This window comes from Undibacterium sp. WLX3042 (assembly GCF_049544825.1).
Classification (GTDB): domain Bacteria; phylum Pseudomonadota; class Gammaproteobacteria; order Burkholderiales; family Burkholderiaceae_D; genus Undibacterium.
The window spans coordinates 74,460-98,012 of record NZ_CP186698.1 but is presented as its reverse complement, the minus strand read 5'-3'; the positions used below and the strand labels follow the sequence as shown (position 1 = coordinate 98,012).

The 23,553-nt window shown below is 51.8% G+C and carries 21 protein-coding genes; 2 read left to right on the top strand and 19 right to left on the bottom strand.

Going from position 1 to position 23,553, the window contains the following annotated elements; all coding sequences use genetic code 11:
- Positions 1–156: 156 nt before the first annotated feature.
- From ACPAOP_RS00480 to rfbB, 19 genes are all read right to left on the bottom strand, one after another.
- Positions 157–606 (bottom strand): c-type cytochrome, encoded by a 450-nt coding sequence (locus ACPAOP_RS00480; RefSeq protein ID WP_423708911.1) that lies wholly within the window; start codon positions 604–606, stop codon positions 157–159.
- A gap of 214 nt (positions 607–820) precedes the next feature.
- On the bottom strand, positions 821–1,633 hold the full coding sequence (locus ACPAOP_RS00475; protein ID WP_423708910.1) for a TOBE domain-containing protein: 813 nt from the start codon (positions 1,631–1,633) through the stop codon (positions 821–823).
- Between the two features lie 111 nt (positions 1,634–1,744).
- Complete coding sequence (locus ACPAOP_RS00470; protein ID WP_423708909.1) at positions 1,745–2,443, bottom strand: sulfate/molybdate ABC transporter ATP-binding protein; 699 nt, start codon at positions 2,441–2,443, stop codon at positions 1,745–1,747.
- A gap of 11 nt (positions 2,444–2,454) precedes the next feature.
- Positions 2,455–3,132, bottom strand: coding sequence for a molybdate ABC transporter permease subunit (gene modB, locus ACPAOP_RS00465; RefSeq protein ID WP_423708908.1), 678 nt, complete (start codon positions 3,130–3,132; stop codon positions 2,455–2,457).
- A gap of 9 nt (positions 3,133–3,141) precedes the next feature.
- A complete protein-coding gene (gene modA / locus ACPAOP_RS00460) occupies positions 3,142–3,900 on the bottom strand; it encodes a molybdate ABC transporter substrate-binding protein (RefSeq protein ID WP_423680894.1) in 759 nt (252 codons plus the stop codon).
- A gap of 193 nt (positions 3,901–4,093) precedes the next feature.
- A complete protein-coding gene (locus tag ACPAOP_RS00455) occupies positions 4,094–6,598 on the bottom strand; it encodes an adenosylcobalamin-dependent ribonucleoside-diphosphate reductase (RefSeq protein WP_423708907.1) in 2,505 nt (834 codons plus the stop codon).
- Positions 6,599–6,822: 224 nt separating this feature from the next.
- On the bottom strand, positions 6,823–8,109 hold the full coding sequence (gene waaA, locus ACPAOP_RS00450) for a lipid IV(A) 3-deoxy-D-manno-octulosonic acid transferase (protein ID WP_423708906.1): 1,287 nt from the start codon (positions 8,107–8,109) through the stop codon (positions 6,823–6,825).
- 3 nt (positions 8,110–8,112) lie between these two features.
- Complete coding sequence (locus ACPAOP_RS00445) at positions 8,113–9,012, bottom strand: DMT family transporter (RefSeq protein ID WP_423708905.1); 900 nt, start codon at positions 9,010–9,012, stop codon at positions 8,113–8,115.
- A gap of 49 nt (positions 9,013–9,061) precedes the next feature.
- Complete coding sequence (locus ACPAOP_RS00440; RefSeq protein ID WP_423708904.1) at positions 9,062–10,051, bottom strand: glycosyltransferase family 2 protein; 990 nt, start codon at positions 10,049–10,051, stop codon at positions 9,062–9,064.
- Between the two features lie 55 nt (positions 10,052–10,106).
- The gene (gene waaC / locus ACPAOP_RS00435) at positions 10,107–11,093 is read right to left on the bottom strand and encodes a lipopolysaccharide heptosyltransferase I (RefSeq protein WP_423708903.1); all 987 of its coding nucleotides are present in this window, start codon (positions 11,091–11,093) and stop codon (positions 10,107–10,109) included.
- Between the two features lie 212 nt (positions 11,094–11,305).
- A complete protein-coding gene (locus ACPAOP_RS00430) occupies positions 11,306–12,682 on the bottom strand; it encodes a phosphomannomutase/phosphoglucomutase (RefSeq protein WP_423708902.1) in 1,377 nt (458 codons plus the stop codon).
- Positions 12,683–12,733: 51 nt separating this feature from the next.
- Entirely contained in the window at positions 12,734–14,620 is a 1,887-nt protein-coding gene (locus tag ACPAOP_RS00425; RefSeq protein ID WP_423708901.1) for a polysaccharide biosynthesis protein, read from the bottom strand.
- A 55-nt stretch (positions 14,621–14,675) separates the two neighbouring features.
- A complete protein-coding gene (locus ACPAOP_RS00420; protein ID WP_423710044.1) occupies positions 14,676–15,236 on the bottom strand; it encodes a sugar transferase in 561 nt (186 codons plus the stop codon).
- A gap of 7 nt (positions 15,237–15,243) precedes the next feature.
- Positions 15,244–16,230, bottom strand: coding sequence for a UDP-glucose 4-epimerase family protein (locus tag ACPAOP_RS00415; RefSeq protein WP_423708900.1), 987 nt, complete (start codon positions 16,228–16,230; stop codon positions 15,244–15,246).
- Positions 16,196–16,981: a hypothetical protein gene (locus ACPAOP_RS00410; RefSeq protein WP_423708899.1), complete on the bottom strand. Its 786-nt coding sequence runs from the start codon at positions 16,979–16,981 to the stop codon at positions 16,196–16,198. Before ACPAOP_RS00410 ends, ACPAOP_RS00415 begins: the two co-directional genes overlap by 35 nt.
- Before the next feature lie 153 nt (positions 16,982–17,134).
- Positions 17,135–18,040, bottom strand: coding sequence for a dTDP-4-dehydrorhamnose reductase (rfbD, locus tag ACPAOP_RS00405; RefSeq protein ID WP_423708898.1), 906 nt, complete (start codon positions 18,038–18,040; stop codon positions 17,135–17,137).
- The gene (gene rfbC, locus ACPAOP_RS00400; RefSeq protein ID WP_423708897.1) at positions 18,037–18,582 is read right to left on the bottom strand and encodes a dTDP-4-dehydrorhamnose 3,5-epimerase; all 546 of its coding nucleotides are present in this window, start codon (positions 18,580–18,582) and stop codon (positions 18,037–18,039) included. Before rfbC ends, rfbD begins: the two co-directional genes overlap by 4 nt.
- A gap of 3 nt (positions 18,583–18,585) precedes the next feature.
- The gene (rfbA, locus tag ACPAOP_RS00395; protein WP_423708896.1) at positions 18,586–19,482 is read right to left on the bottom strand and encodes a glucose-1-phosphate thymidylyltransferase RfbA; all 897 of its coding nucleotides are present in this window, start codon (positions 19,480–19,482) and stop codon (positions 18,586–18,588) included.
- Entirely contained in the window at positions 19,479–20,546 is a 1,068-nt protein-coding gene (gene rfbB, locus ACPAOP_RS00390) for a dTDP-glucose 4,6-dehydratase (protein WP_423708895.1), read from the bottom strand. Before rfbB ends, rfbA begins: the two co-directional genes overlap by 4 nt.
- Before the next feature lie 339 nt (positions 20,547–20,885).
- On the opposite strand from rfbB, the gene grpE reads away from it, so the two are divergent.
- Together grpE and dnaK are read left to right on the top strand one after the other, a co-directional pair.
- The gene (gene grpE, locus ACPAOP_RS00385) at positions 20,886–21,452 is read left to right on the top strand and encodes a nucleotide exchange factor GrpE (protein WP_423680908.1); all 567 of its coding nucleotides are present in this window, start codon (positions 20,886–20,888) and stop codon (positions 21,450–21,452) included.
- 142 nt (positions 21,453–21,594) lie between these two features.
- Positions 21,595–23,529 carry a molecular chaperone DnaK gene (gene dnaK / locus ACPAOP_RS00380; protein WP_423680909.1) on the top strand — a complete coding sequence of 645 codons (1,935 nt, stop codon included), beginning with the start codon at positions 21,595–21,597 and terminating at the stop codon, positions 23,527–23,529.
- The last annotated feature ends 24 nt before the right edge of the window (positions 23,530–23,553 follow it).

The window sequence follows — 23,553 nt, the reverse complement described above, 5'->3', positions numbered from 1 at the left end:
CACGTATTTCAGCGGATACTCCCCTTTTTTTGATGATTTCTGCGAAAAATCACGTGCTTCTACAGCCTGATTTTACCGGCCAGCTTTGCTGATGCCGCCTAGGCAGTTCGCAGCAATAATCCCTCGCCAGCAGCATTTTTACTGACAGCAGACTTCTTATGGAAAACTGCGTAAATACGCCAGAATATCGGCGATTTTCTGCTCATCGCTCATGCCATAAAAGCGCATTTTTGTGCCCGGCACGACGCTATCCGGCGCTTGCAGAAAGGCGCGCAGATTTTTTTCTGTCCACACCAGCTTTGCATTTTTCATTGCGGGCGAATATTTAAAGTCCGTTGTTGATCCCGCTGCTCTGCCGATCACGCCGTTCAGTTGCGGCGCAAAGCCGCCGTGTGCGGATGCGCCGATCTGGTGGCAGGACGCGCAGCGCGAGGCAAAGACGGTTTTTCCGGCCAACGTATTCCCCGCCGCAGACGCATGCTGTGCCGTCAGCAGCATCGTCAGCATGAGCAGCCATGCCAAAAAACTGTTTTGCTGACATTCGGTCATATTCCCGGTTCGTCCTCTGGAGGTGTACAGGCGGCTAACAATCCACATTTCTGGCATAGGGTTTCCGGTGTCATCGTATCTGTCAGAAAATCTGTGGTGAGGCTCCGTTGTCATTTCAGTTGAAGGCATTAATAAGAACCGAAGCAGATCCAAGTGATACTTGGTCTTGGCAAATCAGTGGCGCATTCAAAAATCAATTTCATTTTTAGTGAGACACAGTATATACCGCTGCTGGATGGCTGTCGGATACTACCTTACCGGCAAGCGCAACTCAGGTTGGCACACCCAATATCACGCTGGAGGCTTTGAATATGCCAGTGGCAGCTGTACCGATCTGCAAGCCCAGTGCGGTGCAGCTGTCATTGGTGATGATGGCAGCCAGTGTACTGCCGCCTTCCATCGTGATAATAATTTCGGTATTCACGGCACCCGGTTGTATGCGTGAGACGATACCGCTTAACTGATTGCGCGCCGATAAGCGAGTATTCTGATGTTCTGTCATGACGATGATGGATGAAGATTTGATCAGCGCAAATGCTTCCGCACCCGGCTGTAAACCCAGCTCTTCCGTACTTTCATGGGTAATGACAGCGACAATTTTTTGTCCGCCGGCAATCGTCAGTTCTATTTCGTCGTTCACCGCGCCCAGTTTGATGTGCGTGACTTTGCCCAGATAATGATTGCGGGCGCTGGTTTTCATATTCATTTTTTTGATGAGTAAAAAATCGTCGGCGATGCCATCCGCTTGCTGACTGAGTTGCCGGATAAAATCGCGATGTTCCTGTTCAATAATGTGAAAGTTATCGACCAGTTGCTGACCGCGTTGCGTGAGCCTGGTTCCGCCACCGCCTTTGCCGCCGGTCAGTCGTTCAACCAGCGGTTCGCCTGCCAGATTATTCATGCTGTCGATCGCATCCCAGGCAGCTTTGTAGCTCATCTTCATGGCTTTGGCTGCTTGTGTGATCGAGCCGCAACCGGCGATTTGCGCCAGCAGGGCAATCCTGCCTTTGCCGCCGAAATTCTCGCCGTCCACCGTCATCCAGACTGAGCCGTGTAAGGCGATCGTTTTCTCTTTGCTCGTCATACAAACACCTGTCTTAAAAACATCTGCCAGAAGCTGGCAGTGTCGGAAGTATCAGCCGTAGCGCTGAAGTCACGCTGCCCTTTTCTTCGTCAGCTGTGAGAACGTCATTGTTCATACGCATTGGCTGAGTACGACCGGTGCATCATCATGACGAATTTTCCCATCACGTAAATGCACAACGTGATCGCCAAAGACATGGGCGTCTTCCGGATCATGCGTGATCAATATCATCGGTACTTGCAATGACCGTTGCAAACTATCGAGTTCTTTGCGCATCAGAATACGCAAAGATGGATCCAGCGCAGCGAATGGCTCATCCAGCAATAACGCCCGGGGTTCCGCAACCAATGCCCGTGCCAACGCCGTACGCTGTTTTTGTCCGCCCGAAAGTTCATGTGGAAGCTGATCGGCGACTGTTTGTAAATCCAGCGCAGCTAACCAATGATTGACCTTTTCATTGCTGCGTTGCCGGTCCGGATTACGCCAGCCCTGCGTCAGTCCGAAACCGATATTCTGGCGCACGTTCAGGTGTGGGAATAAAGCGTATTCCTGAAACAGATAGGCAATATTCCGCTTTTGCGGCGCCAGATGTATGCGCTGCTGATGGTCGAACAAGGTCGTTTCGCCGAGACGGATATGGCCGCGATCCGGCGTCAGTAATCCGGCAATCGCTTTCAGTGTCAGGCTCTTACCCGCACCGGAATCTCCGAGGATGACGACGCGCTGCTGATCGCTGGCGAACTGAATATCGAGTTCAAACCGGCGTGTGCCTGAGATCAGTGTTTTCTGAATGTGGAGATCAAACTGCATAGACCATTCCGTTATGAAGAGCGATGGGCGATGCGCCCCGGCGCCAGTTTTCCTGCCAGCAGTAATACGCTGATGCAGACGACGGAGGTCAGTAACACCAGCGTGTTGGCAACATCATCCTGCCCTGCCTGCACGGCTTCGTACACGGCGATGGACAGGGTCTGTGTTTTACCTGGGATGCTGCCGGCGATCATTAAAGTGGCACCGAACTCGCCCAATGCCCGGGCGAATGCCAGCAACACCCCAGCCAGAATCCCGCGCCAGGCCAGTGGCAGGGTCACGCGAAAGAAAATGCCTATTTCAGAAGTACCCAGCACGCGCGCTGCTTGTTCGAGCTGGCCATCAATTGCCTCAAATGCAGCGCGTGCCGGTTTAAAGACTAAAGGAAAAGCGACGACAGCAGCGGCAATGACGGCGCCTTGCCAGGTAAAGATCAGGCTGATACCAAGATGATCCTGTAGCCATGCGCCAAGCCAGCTGCGGCGTCCCAGCAAGACCAGCAGGTAATATCCGAGCACTGTTGGCGGCATCACCATCGGTAAGGTCAGCAAGGTGTCGAGCAGATCGCGCCCGGGAAAGCGAACGCGCGCCAGCAGATAGCCAACGGCGATACCCGTAATCAGATTCAGCGCGGTCGCCCAACCGGCAACTTTCAGCGACAACAGCAGCGCGTTCCATGCGACATCCATACCAGACGATCAGCCTTTCTTAAATCCGTATTTTGTCAACACCGTCTGCCCCGGTGCGGACAGCAGATAGTTGATGAAGCGCTTCGCTTCTTCAGCATTAGCACTATTTTTGATGCGGGCAACCGGATAACTGATCACCGTGGCAGTCGGTATTTCCAGCACGACTTTGACTTTGTCTTTCATGATCGCGGCATCGGTGGCATAAACGAAGCCCGCATCGACCTCGCTGCGGGCAACATAATCGAGTGATTGCCGCACGTTTTGCGTGCTGATGGTTTTACTCTCCAGCGCTGGCCACAGTTTCGCCGCTTCCAGTGCCTGCATGGTATAGCGCCCCACAGGTACGCTGGCCGGATTGCCAATCGCGATGCGTTTAATATTGGCCTGATTCAGATCGTCGAGTCGTTTGATGGCGATTTTACTGTCGGCCGGTTCAATCAGAACGAGGGCATTGCGCACGAAATCATGACGCTCATTCGCCATTACTAAGCCCTGTTTTTCTGCAGCATCCATGGTTTCCTGATCTGCCGAGGCGAATACATCGACCGGTGCGCCTTTAGCGATTTGCTGCAACAAGGCACCTGACGCTGCAAAGTTCAGGGAGACTTTAGCTTCCGGATATTGCGCCTGATAATTCTGAGCAATTTCTTTGAACGCATTGGTCAGACTGGCGGCGGCCGAAACAGTAATTTCTGCCGCGCAGGTGAGATTTGATGCGCCGGCCAGCAACGTCGCCAACAGCAGGCGTTTCAAGGTTTTCGTTTGCACGTGACAGCTCCGGTGAGTTGAACAGAAGTCGTAATATACACTTATATATAACGCCATCAAAGAACGGGTCCGGATAATCTTGATTCAGGTCAGTAATATTTTCTAAGCGGCAAGATATGACGATGCTGAACATCAGGATGCAAATAAAAAGCCCACCAAACGGTGGGCTAAATTTAAGCTAAGGCGTTGATGGTCAGCCGCAAGCGCCGACGTAGCCGCACGACACACAACGGCTGCACCCATCTACTTTTTGCAAGGCATACGCGCCGCAATCCGGGCATTTTTTACCGCTGGGGATATACGATACCGGTGCGGATTCTGCGGTATAAGTCAGATCATTGGCGCTGTACTGGTGCAGGCGGGATTTGAATTTTTCCGCCAGCACATGCACTGGAATCTGATTGCCGGAGGCGTCCAGAAAGCCGCGCTTCATCAGCATGCGTTGCAATGAGTAGCCGATGGCAGCCACTTCGGATTCGTGGAACAGCGGCGCTTGCGAGCCGTCGTCTTTAGTCAGCATGCCGCAGCGTACGGTTCCCTTATCCCACACCACTTCACGCATATCAGCCAATGCTTTAGCGATGGAACTACCCGAGCGCGCCGCCATTGACAGCAGACGCATGCTGGCTGAAATCCATTGCTGACCGTCGTTTTTCTGACCGGCAGGCATGAAGAATTCAAACGGACGTTCTATCGTGATCTGTTCGCCACCAACCATACCTTGCACGTGTATAAAGCTGACGGTCAGGTAAACGGTTTTTTTGCCTTCGTAGGTGGTGTACTGCACTTTCGACGTGATCGATTCCAGATCGCCGAAAGGACGACCTTCAAATTGCTTACGCAGCAAATCTTCGTCCTGCTGCTGACGCGTCAGCGCGGTAGCAGTTTCCGTTTCCGGTGTGGTGCTGGCGACTGATAAAACGCTGCCGAGTATGCTGTTTGGCCGGTAGGTTGCCAGACCTTTGAGTCCGGCACGCCATGCGTCCATGTACAGATTCTGGAAGTCTTCGTAAGGATAATCGGCCGGGACGTTAACTGTTTTTGAAATTGCCGAATCGATATAAGGCTGTACGACCTGCAGCATTTTCATGTGGTCGCTGGCCGACATATTCAGCGCAGTGACGAACTGATGCGGCAATTTGCTGTCGTCGGACACATCGTGACCCATCGCGCGGTATAAACGCCAGGCGTGATCCGCGACTTCATAGATACGTGCGTCGCCAGCGGCCATGCGTTTTTTACGGTTATAAACCCATGAAAATGCGGGTTCGATACCGTTCGACGCATTGTCTGCAAAAGCCAGTGTGATGGTCCCGGTTGGTGCAATCGACAGCAGGTGAGAATTGCGCAGACCATTTTTTTCTATGGCTTTACGAACTGCTTTCGGCAAACGTTGTGCAAATTGGCCTGCCAGATATTTCTGGCTGTCGAACAAGGGGAAAGCGCCTTTTTCTTTTGCCAGTTCGGCGGAGGCGAGGTACGCCGTATCGCGCAGAACTTCAGATACCTGACGGGCGAATTCGCGGCCTTCATCAGAATCGTAGCGTATGCCCAGCATCACCAGTGTGCTGCCGATGCCGAGAAAGCCAAGGCCGACGCGGCGTTTCGACATCGCTTCGGCTTTTTGCAGATCCAGTGGCCACGCGGTGGCGTCGAGCACATTGTCGAGCATACGGGTCGCCACTGTGATGACGGATTTAAATGCATCAAAATCAAAGCTGCTGCCGAGCGAAAATGGATTTTTGACGAAGCGTGTCAGATTGATAGAGCCGAGGCAGCAGCAGCCGTAATCCGGCAAAGGCTGTTCGGCGCAAGGATTGGTCGCTTCGATTTTTTCACAGTAATACAGATTGTTTTCTGTATTCATGCGTGACAGGAACAGAATGCCTGGCTCAGCATGGTCGTAAGTCGATTTCATGACGACTTCCCACAGGTCGCGGGCGCGCAGTGTTTCATAGACCCACAGTCCATCCTCACGCTGATACGCGCCTGCCGCTTTGCGGTCTTCGCTCGGCTCAGCTTTGTGCACGAGACAGAAATCCGTGTCGTCAGCCACGGCTTGCATGAACTCATCGGTGACACCGATGGAGATATTAAAGTTGGTCAGGCCGCCTTCGTCTTTGGAGCGGATAAATTCCAGAATATCGGGATGATCGCCGCGCAGCACGCCCATTTGCGCACCACGCCGTGCGCCGGCAGATTCGACGGTCGAGCATGATGCATTAAATACCTGCATGAAAGACACCGGGCCGGACGCGCGCGAACGTGTACCGCGCACCAGCGCATCTTTAGGGCGGATACTGGAAAAATCGTAGCCGACACCGCCGCCGCGCCGCATGGTTTCAGCCGCGTCCGCCAGTGCCGCGTAAATACCGGGCTTGCCATCGGTCGGGCTGGACACCGAATCACCGACCGGTTGCACGAAACAGTTAATCAGCGTCGCATGTAAATCCATACCGGCTGCGGAATTAATACGACCCGCAGGAACAAAACCGTTTTTTTGTGCCCATAAGAATTTTTCTTCGTAATAGGCCTGCACGTCTGCTTGTTCAACGCTGGCGAGTGCCTTGGCGACGCGTGCCTGCACATCATGAATAGTGGCTTCTTCGCCCTTCGCGTATTTTTCTAATAAAACATCGAGAGAGATTTCCTGTGGCGCCATGTCAGTGATTCCCGGGAGTTGTACGTTCGCATTCATTATCAGCTTAATTTCTCAGTGAAGATTACAAATAATTGACTAAAGCCAGCACCCTAACGATGGGCAGCGCTTCAGTATATGGGGCGGGGCCTGATTTGCCTTGACGGGTATCAAGGCAGACAAAATCCCCGCCGGTTCATCATTTTTGGCATCGCTTCTTACTTGCTTCGCAATTTTTGCGGGTAAGTAGTTGCTATGCCGGAAAGACCATGAAATTCTCAGGTTCAGATCAGGAAGGGAGCAAGAGTCGCCATGGTGCGGGCGGTTGCGCCCTGATGCTGTAAAAAAAACGCATGTGCATGTTGTCCCATAGTTTGGCGTTTTTTATCGTCGCCAAGTAGGGCAAGCGCTTCGCGTAGCATACTCCGCGCGCCATCAACCCGCAAAGCAGCACCGGCTGCAATAGCCTGATCGGTGATTTCAGAAAAATTAAAGGTATGCAGACCTGTCAGCACGGCTTTGCCCATGGCGCAGGCTTCGATCAGATTATGTCCGCCCAGCGGCACCAGACTTCCGCCGACGAAGGCGACATCAGCAGCGGCATAGTACATATACATTTCGCCCATGGTGTCGCCCAGCAATACCTGTACATCGCCAGAAATCGGTGCAATTGTCGCGTGATCGAGCGCGGAGCGGCGGACATACGCGATGCCACGTGCTTCCAGCATGCCCGCGACCTGATCAAAACGTTGCGGATGGCGCGGCGTGATGATCAGCAAGGGTTTCTCATGCAGCAAGGGATATTGTTCCTGAAACGCGGCGAGGATCAGTTCTTCTTCACCGTCGCGGGTACTGGCGCACAGGATGACCTGACGCTCGCCAAAACTGCGGCGTAAAGCGATGCCGCGTTCTGCCATCAGCGCAGGCGGCGAGACATCAAATTTCATATTTCCTGTGACTTGCGGTTGGCTGATGCCCAGTTCAGCCAGACGTTCCGCATCCGGATTCGACTGCGCTGCAACCGCGCTGATTGCGTGTGCCGCTGGCAACATCAGGGCGGACAAACGGCGTGCTTTGTTCAGCGATTTTGCGGATAAGCGCGCATTCACCAGCGTGACCGGCACCTGCAATTCTTTGCATTGCGCGATCAGATTCGGCCAGACTTCTGTTTCTATCAGGATGCACAGGCGCGGAGAATAATGCCGCAGAAAACGGCGCATCATCCAGTTAATGTCATACGGCAAAAATGCCTGCGTCAGCCGCGACGATACATCGGCAAACAGCTTGCCGCCGGTTTCACGCCCAGTCGCGGTCATGTGCGTCAGTAACAGATGATGCTGCGGATAGGCTTCCAGCAATGCCCGTATCAAAGGTTCTGCAGCGCGTGTTTCACCTGCCGACACGGCATGTACCCAGATCGTCGGTTGTTGTTGGGCGGCGTAAGCAGGAAAAAATCCCAGGCGTTCGGCGATGTGCTGGCGGTAACCCGGCTCGCGACGACCACGCCACCAGAGACGGAAGACAGCAAAGGGCAGCGATAAACCCCAGATGAAAGAATAAAGAAGGCGCATGGATTAGTTTTTTCTGAAATTCACCAGCACGATACCACTGAGTACCATCACGGCGCCAATCGCAAAGCGCGGGCTGACGACATCATTCATCAGCACGACGCCCGCCGCGACACCGAACAGCGGTGTCAGAAACGAAAACGCAGACAGGCGCGATGCCAGATAGCGACGCATCAGCCAGAACCACGCCAGATAACTGGCAAAAGCCACCACCACACTTTGAAACAACATACTGATCCAGGCGGCTTGGTCCCACGCTGCAAACACATTATCGCCCTGCGCATAGGCAATGGCAGTTAAGGCAATCGCTGCACCGGCGAGCTGATAAAACAGCGTGGTCGTCGGTTCAGCTTCAGATAAGCTCGATTTACGTATCACTACTGTCGTTGATGCCCACAACAATGCCGCCAGAATACCGAAACTGTCGCCGATCAGCATGTCATGCATGGCGCGCGGGTTATTGCCAAACGCGCCGGAAAACGCAATCGCGACGCCACCAAAGGCCATCAGTATCCCCAGCCATTGCCGTGCCTGCAGGCGCTCTGCCGGAATCAGCCAGTGCAGGGCGAGTACCGTGAAGATGGGCGCGGTGTATAAGAACACCGACATGTGCGATGCCGTGGTGAAATTGAGTCCGAACGAGACCGCCAGAAATTCGCCAGCGAACAGCAGGCCCGCCAGCAAACCCGGGCGCAGATGCGGCCCCGTCAGCGCGAATGGAATTTTTCTGAGCGAAATTAAAGCGAGTACTAACACGGCGGCAATGCCTGAGCGCAAGCCGAGTTGTAGCGTGGAACTGATGGCATGCGCAGCCATTTTGACCGCCACTTGTTGTAAACCCCAGCACAGGCAGAGCAGTAACATCAGGCCGATGGCGTTGCCGTCGAGGCTCTTGCGGATAGTCATGTGGTAAAAAAGAAAATAATGCAGAAATCTGAAGAAGCAGGACTATACCCTAAGTCGCACGGCGGCTGAGTTTCTTGTTCAGCAAGCGCCAGATATGGCTGATGCTGGTGACCCGTTGCGACTGTATCGTGCGGCGTTTGCGCCAGGTGTCCGGCAAGCCGTACAAGGCATCACGCTTGGCGCGCAGAATGACCTTGCCCTGACCAACTTTGATGAAGTAGGCGACCGTGATCAGATTCAGTAATACATGCAAAGGCAGGCAAAGCCAGAACAGGATGCCGGGCATGTTTTTAACGAAAGTCCAGACCAGATTGCGGTGGCCGTAATACACAGAGAAATCGCTGCGTTTACCTGTCAACGCCGAGCCGACATGATTGGCAACCGACTCCGGCACATACAAACAGCGATGACCGAGCAACTGGTAGCGAAAGCCGAGATCGATATCCTCGACATAACAAAAGTAATCTTCATCAAAACCGCCAATCGCGTCGAACACATCGCGCCGGTACAAACCGGCGGCGGCGCAGGTCGAGAAAATTTCCCGGCGTTCTAAAAATGATGGCTGCAATGGCTGGCCATGCGCTTCGCGCCAGACCAGCCCGCTGACGTGATACGCGTCGCCGACGCCGTCGAGCAGGGTGCCTGTGTTGGCATCCATCAGACGGCTGCCGAAGATCGCAAATTCCGGCTGCGCAACGGCTGCATCCACCAGGGCTTTGAGCCAGTCCGGTTCAGGAAACGCATCCGGATTCAGCAAAGCGATCCATTCGCTGTCGGGCGCTGCCAGTTTGACGGCGAGATTATTTCCTGCCGCAAACCCGAGATTGCTGCCCGCATGTATCACTTTGACCTGCGGAAATGCCTGTTCGATTGCATGACCGGAGCCGTCGCTGCTGGCATTGTCCACCACGATGATTTCATGCGGTTGATAACTTTGCGCGCACAGATCGGTGACGCAGCGTTGCAGCAAAGCACCGCCATTCCAGTTGACGATAACGACGCTGACTTTGGGAGTAGGCGATGAGGGAGCGGCTTGCATGCGGTGATATTCTTTTCAGTTGAAATTGCCGGAGGTGCTGACAGCGGCTGCGTTGTTATAGTAACTGCTGTATTGCCTGTTCGACTTCAGCGACGGCGGGCGGTACGCCATTATCACCGAGGTTGATGATCTTCGGTGACCAGTTTCCTTCGGTTTTCCATTTTGGTGAAGCGCAGTAAATTTCTATGGTCGGCGTCTCGTAAGCGGCTGCGATATGCGTCAGGCCTGTATCGACACCGATCGCGAGTGCGGCGGATTGCGCCAGGATGGTGGCGTCTTGCATGGAGAGCGCCGGTAACACTGTGGCATTCGGCATTGCTGCCGCCATCGCTACTGCTTCAGCTTTTTCGCCCGGGCTACCCCACGGCAGCAGGATAGTCAAATCATACTGGCGCAGATACGCGGCAATTGCTATCCAGTTGTCCCGCGCCCATTTTTTTGCCGCACCGGCAGTACCGTGGAAAAAGACCACGTAAGGTGTCGCCGGTTTCCAGCTGGTGTCGCCGGTTGGCACACGCAAACCGAAACTGGCTGGCGTGTCGACAACATAGCCAGCCGCAGCGGCCGCGACCAGGCGACCGCGCAAAACGGCATGCGTGCGCTTGTCAACCGGTACGCTGAGATCATGAAATAGTCGCGAAATACCTTCGTAGCCTGAACCCTCGGTACCATTCGCCAGACCAACTTTTTTGCCATTCGGGGTCTTGCGTGCCATGCCCATGATGAGGCCGGTTTTCAGCAGACCTTGTGTGTCGAGAATCAGATCGTAGGCGTCATGCCGTAACTGGCGGTAAAAGCTCGCGATTTCTGCGCGGGTCGCGGTCGAGCGCAGACTCTTGCGCCAGCGTCGTAAGGCGAAGGGAATGATGTGCCGCACACCGGGATGCAGACGCACCAGATTCACATAGGCTTCTTCCACTACCCAGTCGATTTGCGCACCGGGAAAATGGCGCAGCAGATCATCAACAACCGGCATGTTATGCAGCACATCGCCAAGGGAAGAAACACGGACCAGCAGAATTTTCACGGAATTGTCAGTCACAAAAACAGGGGCAGATTAAACAAAGAACAGCGTCGCCAGGTCTTGGAATTTGGCGCCTTTTTCATATACTCCCCCCCATTTTTAGTATTTCTGCCTTGATGTCCTTATCAACATTGGGCTGTAGAAAATACTGGGGGGAGTATATTTGAGGCATGTTGGCGGTCTTTTTTCCCTTCACTGCTCATGCTCAGAGCAGTGAAGCAGTAAGCGCTTTAAAACGGCAGCGCAGCGTCAGGTTTGACTGCGAGCACTGCCTGCTTCATTGCCGCCTGTATGCGAGCCAGCGCGGCGGGTGTTTCCGCTTCAAAACGCATCACGATCACCGGTGTCGTATTCGAAGAGCGTGCCAGACCAAAACCGTCCGGATATTCAACCCGCAAACCATCAATCGTGATGATTTCATCGGAACCCGGGAAACTGGCATTCGCCTGCATTGCGGCGATGAGTGTGAAATTCTCGCCTTCCGCTAATTTCAGTTGTAGCTCTGGCGTTGACGCTGATTGTGGCAAGTCATTCAGGGTTGCGGTCATGTCCTTAACGCGGCTCAGAATTTCCAGTAAACGCGCGCCTGCATACATGCCATCATCAAAACCATACCAGCGGTCTTTGAAGAAAATATGCCCGCTCATTTCGCCGCCGAGCGGTGAGCCGGTTTCACGCAATTTTGCTTTCACCAGCGAATGCCCTGTTTTCCACATCAGCGGTACACCGCCGCGTGCTTTGACCCACGGTGCGATATGGCGCGTGCATTTCACGTCGTACAGAATCTGCGCGCCGGGATTGCGGGTCAGCACATCTTCGGCAAACAGCATCAGCTGGCGATCAGGGTAAATGATCTGACCGTCTTTCGTCACAACGCCGAGGCGGTCACCGTCGCCATCAAAGGCCAGACCGATTTCTGCATCGGTCGTTTGCAGGCAATGAATTAAATCCTGCAGATTTTCAGCGTGCGCAGGATCAGGATGATGATTCGGGAATGTGCCATCGACTTCGCAGAATAATTCGATCACTTCGCAACCCATGCCGCGATACAGATCGGCCGCAAACGCACCGGCCACACCGTTACCGCAATCGACGGCGATTTTGATCGGGCGTGCCAGTTTAACGTCGCTGACAATGCGCTCAAGATAGGCCGCTCGGATATCGTGGGTACGGTAGCTGCCGCTGCCCTGAGCAAATTCTTTTTTCAGTATGGTCTGATACAGAGCCAGAATCGCATCGCCATAAATCGCTTCCCCGGCGAGTACCATTTTGAAACCATTGTAATCCGGTGGATTATGGCTGCCGGTCACCATGATGCCGGATGTCGCACCCAGCACATTGGTGCCGAAATACACCATCGGTGTGACGACCACGCCGAGGTCGATCACATCGACGCCGGTCGCTTGCAAACCTTTGGCGAGTGCGGTGATCAGATCGGGGCCGGACAAGCGACCATCACGGCCAATCACGACGGTTTTTTCACCTTTGGCAACGGCGGCGCTGCCGAAGGCCTGACCAATCAGGTAGGCAACATCAGCGTCAAGCGTTTTGCCGATAATGCCGCGAATATCATAAGCCTTGAAAATACTGGGGGAAAGTAGAGACATAGCAACCTTGCTGATCAAAATGAAGTGATGATGGGAATTGTAAATAGCTATTTAATGCAGAACTTTTACGTCGGTCATGCTGCCTGAATTGACATGGGATGCTTGCCAGATCAGATCTTCGATACCGCATTGCGGCTGGTATTCTGCCACCGTTTTTAACAACAGCGTACGTATTTGTTCATAGTCAAATGCAGTACAGGCTTGCTCAAGCGCAGTCAGCGCCAGACTTAATTGCTCCCAGGGAATTTCATTTTCCTGCGCGCGCATAATCAGCGGGTGGCTGGTACCTTCAACGTTGTCACCGATCAGCAATTCTTCGTACAGTTTTTCACCGGGACGCAGGCCGACGTGCTGTATCTCTATCGTTCCCTGCGGCGTTGTTTCTGATTTCACTTCCAGCCCGCTCAGATGCACCATGCGGCGCGCCAGATCGATAATGCGCACCGGTTCGCCCATATCCAGCACAAAGACGTCGCCGCCTTCGCCCATGGCTCCTGCCTGCAATACCAGTTGCGCCGCTTCCGGAATGGTCATGAAATAGCGCGTGATGTCAGGATGCGTCAACGTGATCGGGCCACCTGCCATGATCTGTTTGCGAAACAGCGGCACGACTGAGCCTGACGAGCCCAGCACATTACCAAAGCGCACCATACAAAAACGCGTGCTGTGCTGGCCATGCGAAAACGCCTGCAAAATTAATTCCGCGAGCCGTTTGCTGGTGCCCATGACGTTTGTCGGGCGCACCGCTTTGTCGGTTGAAATCAGCACGAAATTAGCTACTTTCGCTCTGATCGCCGCTTGCGCGACCGCCAGCGTGCCGAACACATTATTCCGTATGCCTTCGACCGGATTGTGCTCAACCAGCGGCACATGTTTGTAAGCCGCAGCGTGGTACAGCGTATCAATGCGGCAGGCGGCAAAAATTCTGTCGAGCTTGGCAGCATCAAGCACCGTGCCGAGAAACGGCAGTATCTCGACATCAAGATTGAGCTGTGCGCGCAGCGACAGCAATTCATGTTCGATCGCATATAAAGCGTATTCGGACATTTCCAGTAACACCAGTTTTTTTGGGCGCTGACGCAGAATCTGTCGGCATAGTTCGGAACCAATAGAGCCGCCTGCACCAGTGACCAACACATGTTTGCCGGTGATGCAGATACTCAGTAAGCGGCTGTCCGGTTCAACCTGATCACGACCCAACAAATCTTCGATTTCAACATCGCGCACATCCTGCACCCGCAGTTCGCCGTTAACCAGACTTTGTATGGAAGGCGTGACTTTAATTTTCAGCTTCAGATGTTCGAGCTGATTCAATATCTGTTTTTGCCGGGTTTTACTGGCCGAGGGTATCGCCAGCAGAATCTGCTTGATACCGAGTTTACCGACCAGCGCATCAATTTCTGCCGGGCTGTAAATCTGTATACCAGCGATCGTTGAGCGATGTTTTTTTTCGTTGTCATCAATAAACGCGACGCAGATATGTTCACCGCCAGCCCGCAATGCCGTAGCGAGTTGCGCCCCGGCTTTTCCTGCGCCGTAAATGCAGACATGAATCACGTTGTCTGCCATATCGGCGCGCAGAAACCAGCTGCGCGCAAGAAAGCGGCTAGCACTCAGATAGAGGATAGAACCGGCCCAGAAAAAGCCGAAGATCGCGCGCGAAATCGGCATGATATGCAGCATCACGCCGATGAAGGCCAGCAGCAGAACGGATGTGCTGGCTCCGATAAAGATCACGCTGATAATTTTCTGATCGATAAAACGAATGACAGCACGATACAGACCGATACGAATAAAAATCGGCACAGAGACAAAAGGGATAGAACAGATCAGCCAGAAATAATGCCGGAACAACTCGGCGTTAAAGCCATCGTAACGCAACCATATCGCCAGGATGAAGATCAGCGGCAGACACAGCGCATCAAGCGCAGCGGCCATGATTTGCTTCTGCAGGCGGGGTAGATGGAGTAATGTTTGCAGCATGAGCGTAGTCCTAATGCGTGATGCCGTCGCGACGTAAAACCTTGAAAAAAGTCATCAGCAGTATGCGCATATCCAGCAGAAATGACTGGTGTTGCAGGTAATAGGCATCGAGCTCGACTTTCACCGGAATCGGTAGTTCGTCGCGACCGTTAACCTGCGCCCAGCCCGTTAAGCCGGGCGGAATGGTGTGGACGTTTTTTTCAGTACGTAAGGCAATCAGATCATGCTGATTGTACAGCGCCGGGCGCGGGCCAACGAAACTCATATCGCCGTTCAGGATACTCCACAGTTGCGGCAATTCATCCAGACTTGATTTTCTGAGAAACGAACCTATCGGCGTCAGATACTGATCCGGGTTACTCAACAAGTGCGTGGCAACTGCGGGCGTGTCTATGCGCATGCTGCGAAATTTCGGCATCTTGAAGATGACATTATTCTTGCCAACACGATCCGACCAGTAAACGGCAGGGCCGCGCGAAGTCAGCTTCACGCACAAGGCGGTGATCAGTATGGGCAATAGCAAAATAAGCGAGGCACATACAGCGAGCAACAGGTCAAAGCAACGTTTCAACATAGTGTTAAGTTAATTGTGTCACGGTAGCGGCCAACCCCTGTTCCACCGTGTAGGGCGGAGTCCAGCCAAGTAAGGTTTTTGCTTTAGTGATATCGACTTGCAATGATAGACAGAGGCGATCTGCAACCGCTTTTTTCCCCAACAGCGTGGCTGCCAGCGTAAGTATAGTCGGTGGACACGGCAGCAAGCGCGATGGCACCTGCAAGGCTTTGGCGCACGCCTGCAATAATTCAGCGGTCGATAAATCCTGATCGTCGGAGACCAGAAAAATTTCCTGCACCGCATGCGGGTGATGCAGACAGGTATCGATCAGACTGATCAGATTGCCGAGATAAACAAAACTGCGTTTGTTTCTCGTGCTTGCCAGCGGCAGCGGTATGCCTTTTTTTACCCAGCGCAGCATGCTTAAAAAATTCGCTTTCACGCCTGGCCCATAGATCAGCGGTGGCCGGATGATCGTTACCGCCATACCGGTTTGCTCACCTAGCTGCAACAGGGCAATTTCTGCTTCACACTTCGACATACCATACGGGTCTTCGGCAAGAGATGCATCTTTTTCGCTGAACGGTTTGCCCGTCTGCGTCAGCTCACCGTTGACTTTGACGGAACTGATGAAAATGAACTGACGCACACCTGCCGCCGCCGCTTGTCTTGCCAGCGCGAGCGTCGCATCAACGTTGATGCGACGGAACAAGGCCAGCGGATCAGCCGCGGACTCATGCATCACATGCACACGGGCAGCGCAATGTATGACTGCGTCAACCTCATGCAAATGAACAGTCCAGTCGACATCTGGTGTCAGCTGCGGAACCAGCGGATTTTCCATCAGCGGTGATTGATAGCTGAGTGGCTGACGGCTTGGGCAAATCAGTGGGCGATTTTGTGAGAGAAAATATCTGGCGACTGCCTGCCCGACAAATCCACTCGCACCGGTAATGAAGATGCGCTGCCCCATATCAGCGTGCACCACTTGTGCGACGTGGATAGACAAAATATTTACGCGATAAAAACTTCAGGAAACTGCGGATAAACCAATTCGCGTGGGGCGACAACAGACTGCGGTTTTTATGTGCCGCAAAATGGATTGCCTGCAGTTGCGGGTAATAACGCACACCTTTTCCCAACATCAGATATGAACGATAGCAAAGATCGACGTCTTCAAAATACATAAAATAGCGATCATCGAAGCCCTGCAGCGCTTCGTAATGGCGCGCATCGAACGCTAAAAATGCACCTGAAGCCCAGTCTGCATGAAACGGCGCTGTGATTTTCTCTTTATCGTAGGCTTGTGTCAGCGAGCGTACGACGGCCATACGCAATGGCGACAGAAAATCCGGAAACAAACGGATATTCGCATCAGTCCTGAGGTGATTTGCATCTTTAAACAAATTCAGGGTTGCCAGCGGAAACTGATCGCGCTGCATTTCTTTAACCAGTTGTTTTAGCGTATCCGGTGTGATGGAAATATCCGGATTCATAACAATGAATACATCACCTGGGCGGAAACCGACACTGTTTTGTATTTGTCGGAACAAAAAATTATTGTTCGCACCGAAACCCATCCCAGCAGAGGCATCGGTATAAGAGACGCCGTTCTGATGACAGTAATCTTTTAACTTTGCGGATGGCAGATTATCTTTCAGCCACAGATGGATATCGTCATGCTGGCCGAGTAATCCGCCCAGCCGGGTTGAGATCAGCAGATCTTCATGTCCATGACTGATGATGGCAACATGAATCATAAGTGAACGATTCCATTCATATTTGTATGTGTGAATATGCTTGCGGCATCTGCGTTACTGTGCTGTCACGACGCGCGGCCTATGCGAATACTGTTTTTGTACTCAGAGTAACAGCATTCGCTTTGCTCGCGATGAACTATTCCTTACCAGTATCTATGCCAGACTATCCGTCAACGCCGTTTGCCACGATGGCAGCGTCAATCCGAAAGTACGGCTGATTTTATCTGTGTTCAGACAGGAATTGACCGGTCTGGTTGCTGGTGTCGGGTATTCGCTGGCTGGAATTCCATGCACAACGGGTGCTGGCTTGTTCAGCAAACCACGGTTAGCCGCCTGACGCAGAATTTCTTCGGTAAAGCCACACCAGCTGGTGTGCCCGGTGGTTGTCAGATTGTATAAGCCCTGATATTGCGACCACCATAGTGCGCTATCCGGTGCGGCCAGTAGTTGCGCCAGAATCTGACAAGTGGCATCGCTGATGGCTTTAGCTGATGTGGGCGCGCCCCACTGATCGTTGACGATACGCAGTTCGTCGCGTTCATTTGCCAGTCGTAGCATCGTCAGCAGGAAATTTTTGCCGAAGCGCGAATAAACCCAGCTGGTGCGGAAAATCAGGTGGCGGCAGCCACTGGCGATAATGGCTTGCTCTCCTGCCAGTTTCGTTGCGCCATAGACATTCAGCGGATGGGTGGCTTCTGTTTCTGTATAACTTTTTAAACCGGCGTTGGCATCGCGCAGACTGCCGTCAAAGACGTAATCTGTCGAATAGTGAATCAGACCAATATTGTGCTTTTTTGCTGCCGCAGCAAAGGCCGCTGGCGCTGTCACATTGATCGCTTCTGCTAATTCAGTTTCTGACTCTGCTTTATCGACTGCGGTATAGGCAGCCGGATTGATAATCAGATCTGGCTGTATTGCATCAACATACGCAGTAATCGCTGCCGCATCGCTTAAATCAAGCTGGCTGCGATCAGGGGCGATCACTTCATGCTGCGCACTAAGTTGCTGCTGTAAAGTATGGCCCAGCTGTCCCGTGACGCCGGTCAATAAAATTTTCATTCAAATACCTCAGCATCAGCGAGCAGTTTTCCTTGCTGATCTTTAGCAGACATCACCGGTTCGCCCTGAATCGGCCATTCAATACCAATTGCAGGATCATTCCATTGCAATGAGCGTTCGTATTCCGGCGCCCAGTAATCCGTAGTTTTATAAAGGAATTCCGCTTTATCGCTGAGCACAACAAAGCCATGTGCAAAGCCAGGCGGAATCCAGAACTGACGCTGATTTTCTGCGGACAGAACGACACCGGTCCACTGACCGAAGCGTGGTGAGCTCTTGCGGATATCAACAGCCACATCAAACACTTCGCCGGTGACGACGCGCACCAGTTTTCCCTGCGCCTGTTTGATCTGATAGTGCAGACCGCGCAGGATATTTTTTGCGGAGAGTGAATGGTTGTCCTGGACAAATTCCACATCGACACCGGTCAGTTCAGCAAATTTTTTTGCATTGAAGCTCTCGAAGAAAAAACCACGTTCGTCACCGAATACTTTCGGTTCTATGATCATCACTTCCGGCAGATTGGTAGGAATAGCTTTCATGGTTTAAAACGTCTTTTTTTCTAAGAGTTGCAACAGATAACGGCCATACTCATTTTTCTTCAGCGGCTGCGCCAGAGTTTCGAGCTGCGCGGCGCTGATGTAGTTGCGGCGGAAGGCGATTTCTTCAGGGCAGGCGACTTTCAAGCCCTGACGCTTTTCTATCGTCGCAACAAACTGACCTGCTTCCAGCAAGGATTCGTGGGTGCCGGTATCGAGCCATGCCATGCCACGTCCCATCAGTTCGACGTTGAGTTCGCCTTGTTTCAGATAAACGTTATTGACATCGGTAATTTCAAGTTCACCACGTGGCGATGGTTTGATATTGGCGGCGATGTCACAGACTTGCTGATCATAAAAATACAGGCCGGTTACAGCGTAATTCGACTTCGGCTTTGCTGGTTTTTCCTCGATACTGAGCGCTTGTTTATTAGCATCAAAATCGACTACACCATAACGTTCAGGATCATGTACATGGTAAGCAAACACGGTTGCACCCTGATTTCTGGCATCGGCATTACGTAATTGCGGTTCGAAATCGTGACCGTAATAGATGTTGTCGCCCAGAATCAGCGCAGAAGGTGAATTGCCGATAAATTCTTTACCGATAATGAATGCCTGCGCCAGGCCATCAGGTGATGGTTGTACTGCATATTGCAGATTAATACCCCATTGTGAGCCGTCGCCAAGCAACTCAGAAAAACGCGGCGTATCTTGCGGTGTCGAGATAATCAGAATGTCACGGATACCCGCCAGCATCAGCGATGTCAGCGGGTAATAAATCATTGGTTTGTCGTATACCGGCAGCAATTGTTTGGAGATTGCCTGTGTGACCGGATAAAGGCGTGTACCGGAACCGCCGGCCAGAATAATGCCTTTGCGGGTACTGGATGTAAAACTCATGCTTGTTCCTTGTTACTGTATTGCAGATCAACCCATTTCATGTAATCGCCGGATTGTACCTGCGCGACCCATGCATCATTGGCGAGATACCATTCCACTGTTTTGCGCAGGCCAGTCGTGAACGTTTCAGCTGGTTTCCAGCCAAGTTCACGTTCGATTTTGCGCGCATCAATAGCGTAGCGGCGATCATGACCCGGGCGGTCAGTGATGTGTTTGATCTGATCGCGGTAACTGCCTTGTGCTTTAGGTTGTAATTCGTCCAGTAAATCGCAAATGGTATGAACGACGCTGAGATTGGTCTGCTCGTTCCAGCCGCCGACGTTGTAGGTTTCGCCCAGGCGTCCATCTTCGAGGACGCGGCGGATTGCTGCACAATGATCTGTCACAAACAGCCAGTCGCGCACTTGCTGACCGTCGCCATACACAGGCAAGTCTTTACCTGCGCGGGCGTTGGTAATAATCAGCGGAATCAATTTTTCCGGGAAATGATAAGGGCCATAGTTATTCGAGCAGTTCGTCGTTAAGACTGGCATGCCGTAAGTATGGTGATAAGCCCGAACCAGATGATCGGACGCTGCTTTCGATGCGGAATACGGGCTGTTCGGCGCATAAGCGGTTGTTTCGCTGAATGGCGGATCTTCGGGGCCCAGCGTTCCGTAGACTTCATCGGTTGATACATGCAGGAACCGGAAGTCCTTTTTTTCCTGAGCTTCGAGTGAATTCCAGTAAGCCCGTGCAGCTTCTAACAGGCTGAACGTGCCATTAACATTGGTTGTGACGAAGGCCGCCGGACCGTGAATTGATCGATCCACATGGCTTTCTGCCGCAAAATGCACGATCGCACGTGGCTTATGTTCTGCAAACAAGGCTGCCAGTTTGTCGCCGTCGCAGATGTCACCCTGAACAAAAATATGCCGGTTATCGTGACGTAAGCTTGTAAGATTGTTTAGATTGCCAGCATAAGTCAGTTTGTCATAATTGAGCACTGCCTCATCAGATTGTGCCAGCCAACTTAATACAAAATTAGCGCCGATAAATCCAGCGCCGCCTGTGACGAAAATCATAACTAACCCCTGTCTGAACCGCTTATTTAATACCCAACCCGCGATTTTACTTGAGATAAGGCAGGAGTCGTTCTATTTTGTGATGATTTAATGCTGTAAGTTTGGTAACAATTATTTATTTTTGTGTTTTTTTGATAATTATTGTGTGGCGTTTTTTGGGGCTTGGTATAGACATTGTCGGCTTTGTTTGACCAGCCAGCTGAAATTGACTTTTTGATCTTTTCTATACCATGAGCAATTGTGACAGGTGATGGAGGAATCACCGCGCCAGCTATCCCTTGAAATATTCAAAATCACCCTGATATACAAATGTAATGTGTATTTGAATGGAGAAACAGGATGCAAGAACAAGAAAACCAACAGGCTGATAACGTGAATGAGGCGGCGCCAGCAGCTGAGCCCGCTGCGGCGACAGACGCTGCGGTGGAGCAACAAATTGATCCGGCGAACGAAGCTGCTGCGAAAATTGCTGAGTTAGAGGCCCGGATTGCTGAATTGCAGGATGCTTTCATGCGCGCGAAAGCCGAAGGTGAAAATATCCGTCGCCGTGCTCAGGAAGATATTGCCAAAGCGCATAAATTTGCGATTGAAGGTTTTGCAGAAGTGATGGTTCCAGTCAAAGACAGTCTGGAAATGGCCTTGAAAGTGGAGACGCCATCGATAGACTCTTTAAAAGAAGGCGTGGAAATTACTCTGAAACAATTAAATTCTGCATTCGAGAAAAATCGCTTGCTGGAAGTGAATCCGGCACAGTCAGAAAAACTTGATCCAACCAGGCATCAGGCAGTTTCCATGGTTCCGGCAGAGCAGGATGCCAATACGATCGTCACTGTATTGCAAAAAGGTTACATGATTGCAGACCGTCTGCTGCGCCCGGCCCTGGTGACTGTGGCACAAGGAAAGTGAGAAAAACGTAAAAAAACCGTAAAAAACGCTTGAAATGCGGTTTTTTTACCTTATATCCGGAACAGACGAGTTGGTTTTGCTGCTGAATTGAGACCGACTCACCAACATTGACAAATAAAATCTACATTCTAAGGGAAGCATCATGGGAAAAATGATTGGTATTGATTTGGGTACAACCAACTCTTGCGTTGCGATCATGGAAGGCGGTCAGCCAAAAGTGATTGAAAATGCAGAAGGTGCGCGCACGACACCATCGATTATCGCTTATCAGGAAGACGGTGAAATTCTGGTCGGTGCCTCTGCAAAACGCCAGGCAGTGACAAATCCGAAAAACACTCTGTTTGCGGTCAAGCGCCTGATCGGTCGTAAATTTGACGAAAAAGAAGTGCAAAAAGATATCAGCCTGATGCCTTATACGATTTCTAAGGCAGATAACGGCGATGCATGGGTTTCTGTTCGCGACAAGCGTCTGGCGCCACCACAGATTTCTGCTGAAGTCCTGCGCAAAATGAAAAAAACTGCTGAGGATTACCTCGGTGAAGAAGTGACTGAAGCTGTCATTACTGTTCCCGCTTATTTCAATGACGCGCAACGTCAGGCAACGAAAGACGCTGGCCGTATTGCTGGTCTGGACGTCAAACGCATCATCAATGAACCAACTGCAGCGGCATTAGCGTTTGGTCTCGATAAAAAAGAAAAAGGCGATCGTAAGATTGCAGTGTATGACCTCGGTGGTGGTACTTTCGACGTTTCTATTATCGAAATCGCTGACGTTGATGGCGAGATGCAGTTCGAAGTATTGTCGACGAACGGTGATACTTTCCTCGGTGGTGAGGATTTCGATCAACGCATCATTGACTACATCATTACTGAGTTTAAAGCGATCAACGGTCTGGATTTGTCTAAAGATCCTATCGCGTTGCAACGTATTAAAGCGTCTGCGGAACGTGCGAAAATTGAGTTGTCCAGCTCGCAGCAGACTGAAATTAACGAGCCATACATTGCGATGGCCAACGGCGCACCGGTGCATCTGAACCTGAAAATCACCCGTGCCAAACTGGAAGCGCTGGTCGAAGAACTGGTCAAGAAAACCATAGAACCTTGCCGTCTGGCGATTAAAGATGCCGGCGTCAAAGTATCTGACATCGATGACATCATTCTGGTTGGCGGTATGACCCGTATGCCTAAGGTTCAGGAACTGGTTAAAGAATTCTTCGGTAAAGAACCACGTAAAGACGTGAATCCGGATGAAGCTGTGGCAGTCGGCGCAGCAATTCAGGGCTCAGTATTGTCCGGTGATCGTAAAGATCTGTTGTTGCTGGACGTGACACCATTGTCTCTGGGTATCGAAACCCTGGGCGGTGTGATGACGAAGATGATACAGAAAAACACGACGATCCCGACTAAGTTCAGTCAGGTGTTTTCGACCGCTGATGATAACCAGCCAGCAGTGACGATCAAAGTGTTCCAGGGTGAACGCGAGATTGCTGCCGGTAATAAAGCTCTGGGTGAATTCAATCTGGAAGGTATTCCACCGGCAGCACGTGGCACACCACAAATTGAAGTCACATTTGATATCGATGCGAACGGTATTTTGCATGTCGCAGCGAAAGATAAAGCAACCGGTAAAGAAAACAAGATCACCATCAAGGCTAACTCTGGTCTGACTGAAGAAGAAATTCAGAAAATGGTGAAAGACGCAGAACTGAATGCGGAAGAAGACAAGAAAGTCAAAGAACTGGCTGAGTCCCGCAATCAGGGTGATGCATTGGTTCACTCGACCAAAAAAGCTCTGGCTGAACACGGTGACAAACTGGAAGCAGGTGAGAAAGAAAAAATCGAAGCTGCAATCAAAGAGTTGGAAGATGTGTTGAAAACCGGTGACAAAGTTGAGATCGATACCAAGCTTGGTGCTTTGACGACTGCAGCTCAGAAACTGGGCGAAAAAGTCTATGCTGATATGCAGGCACAGCAGGCCGCAGCAGGTGCAGCGGGTGGTACTGCGGACGCTGATGCAAAAGCGAAAGATGACGATGTTGTCGATGCTGACTTCAAAGAAGTAAAAGACAATAAGTAATCCCTAGTCTGACGGGCTTGCCCG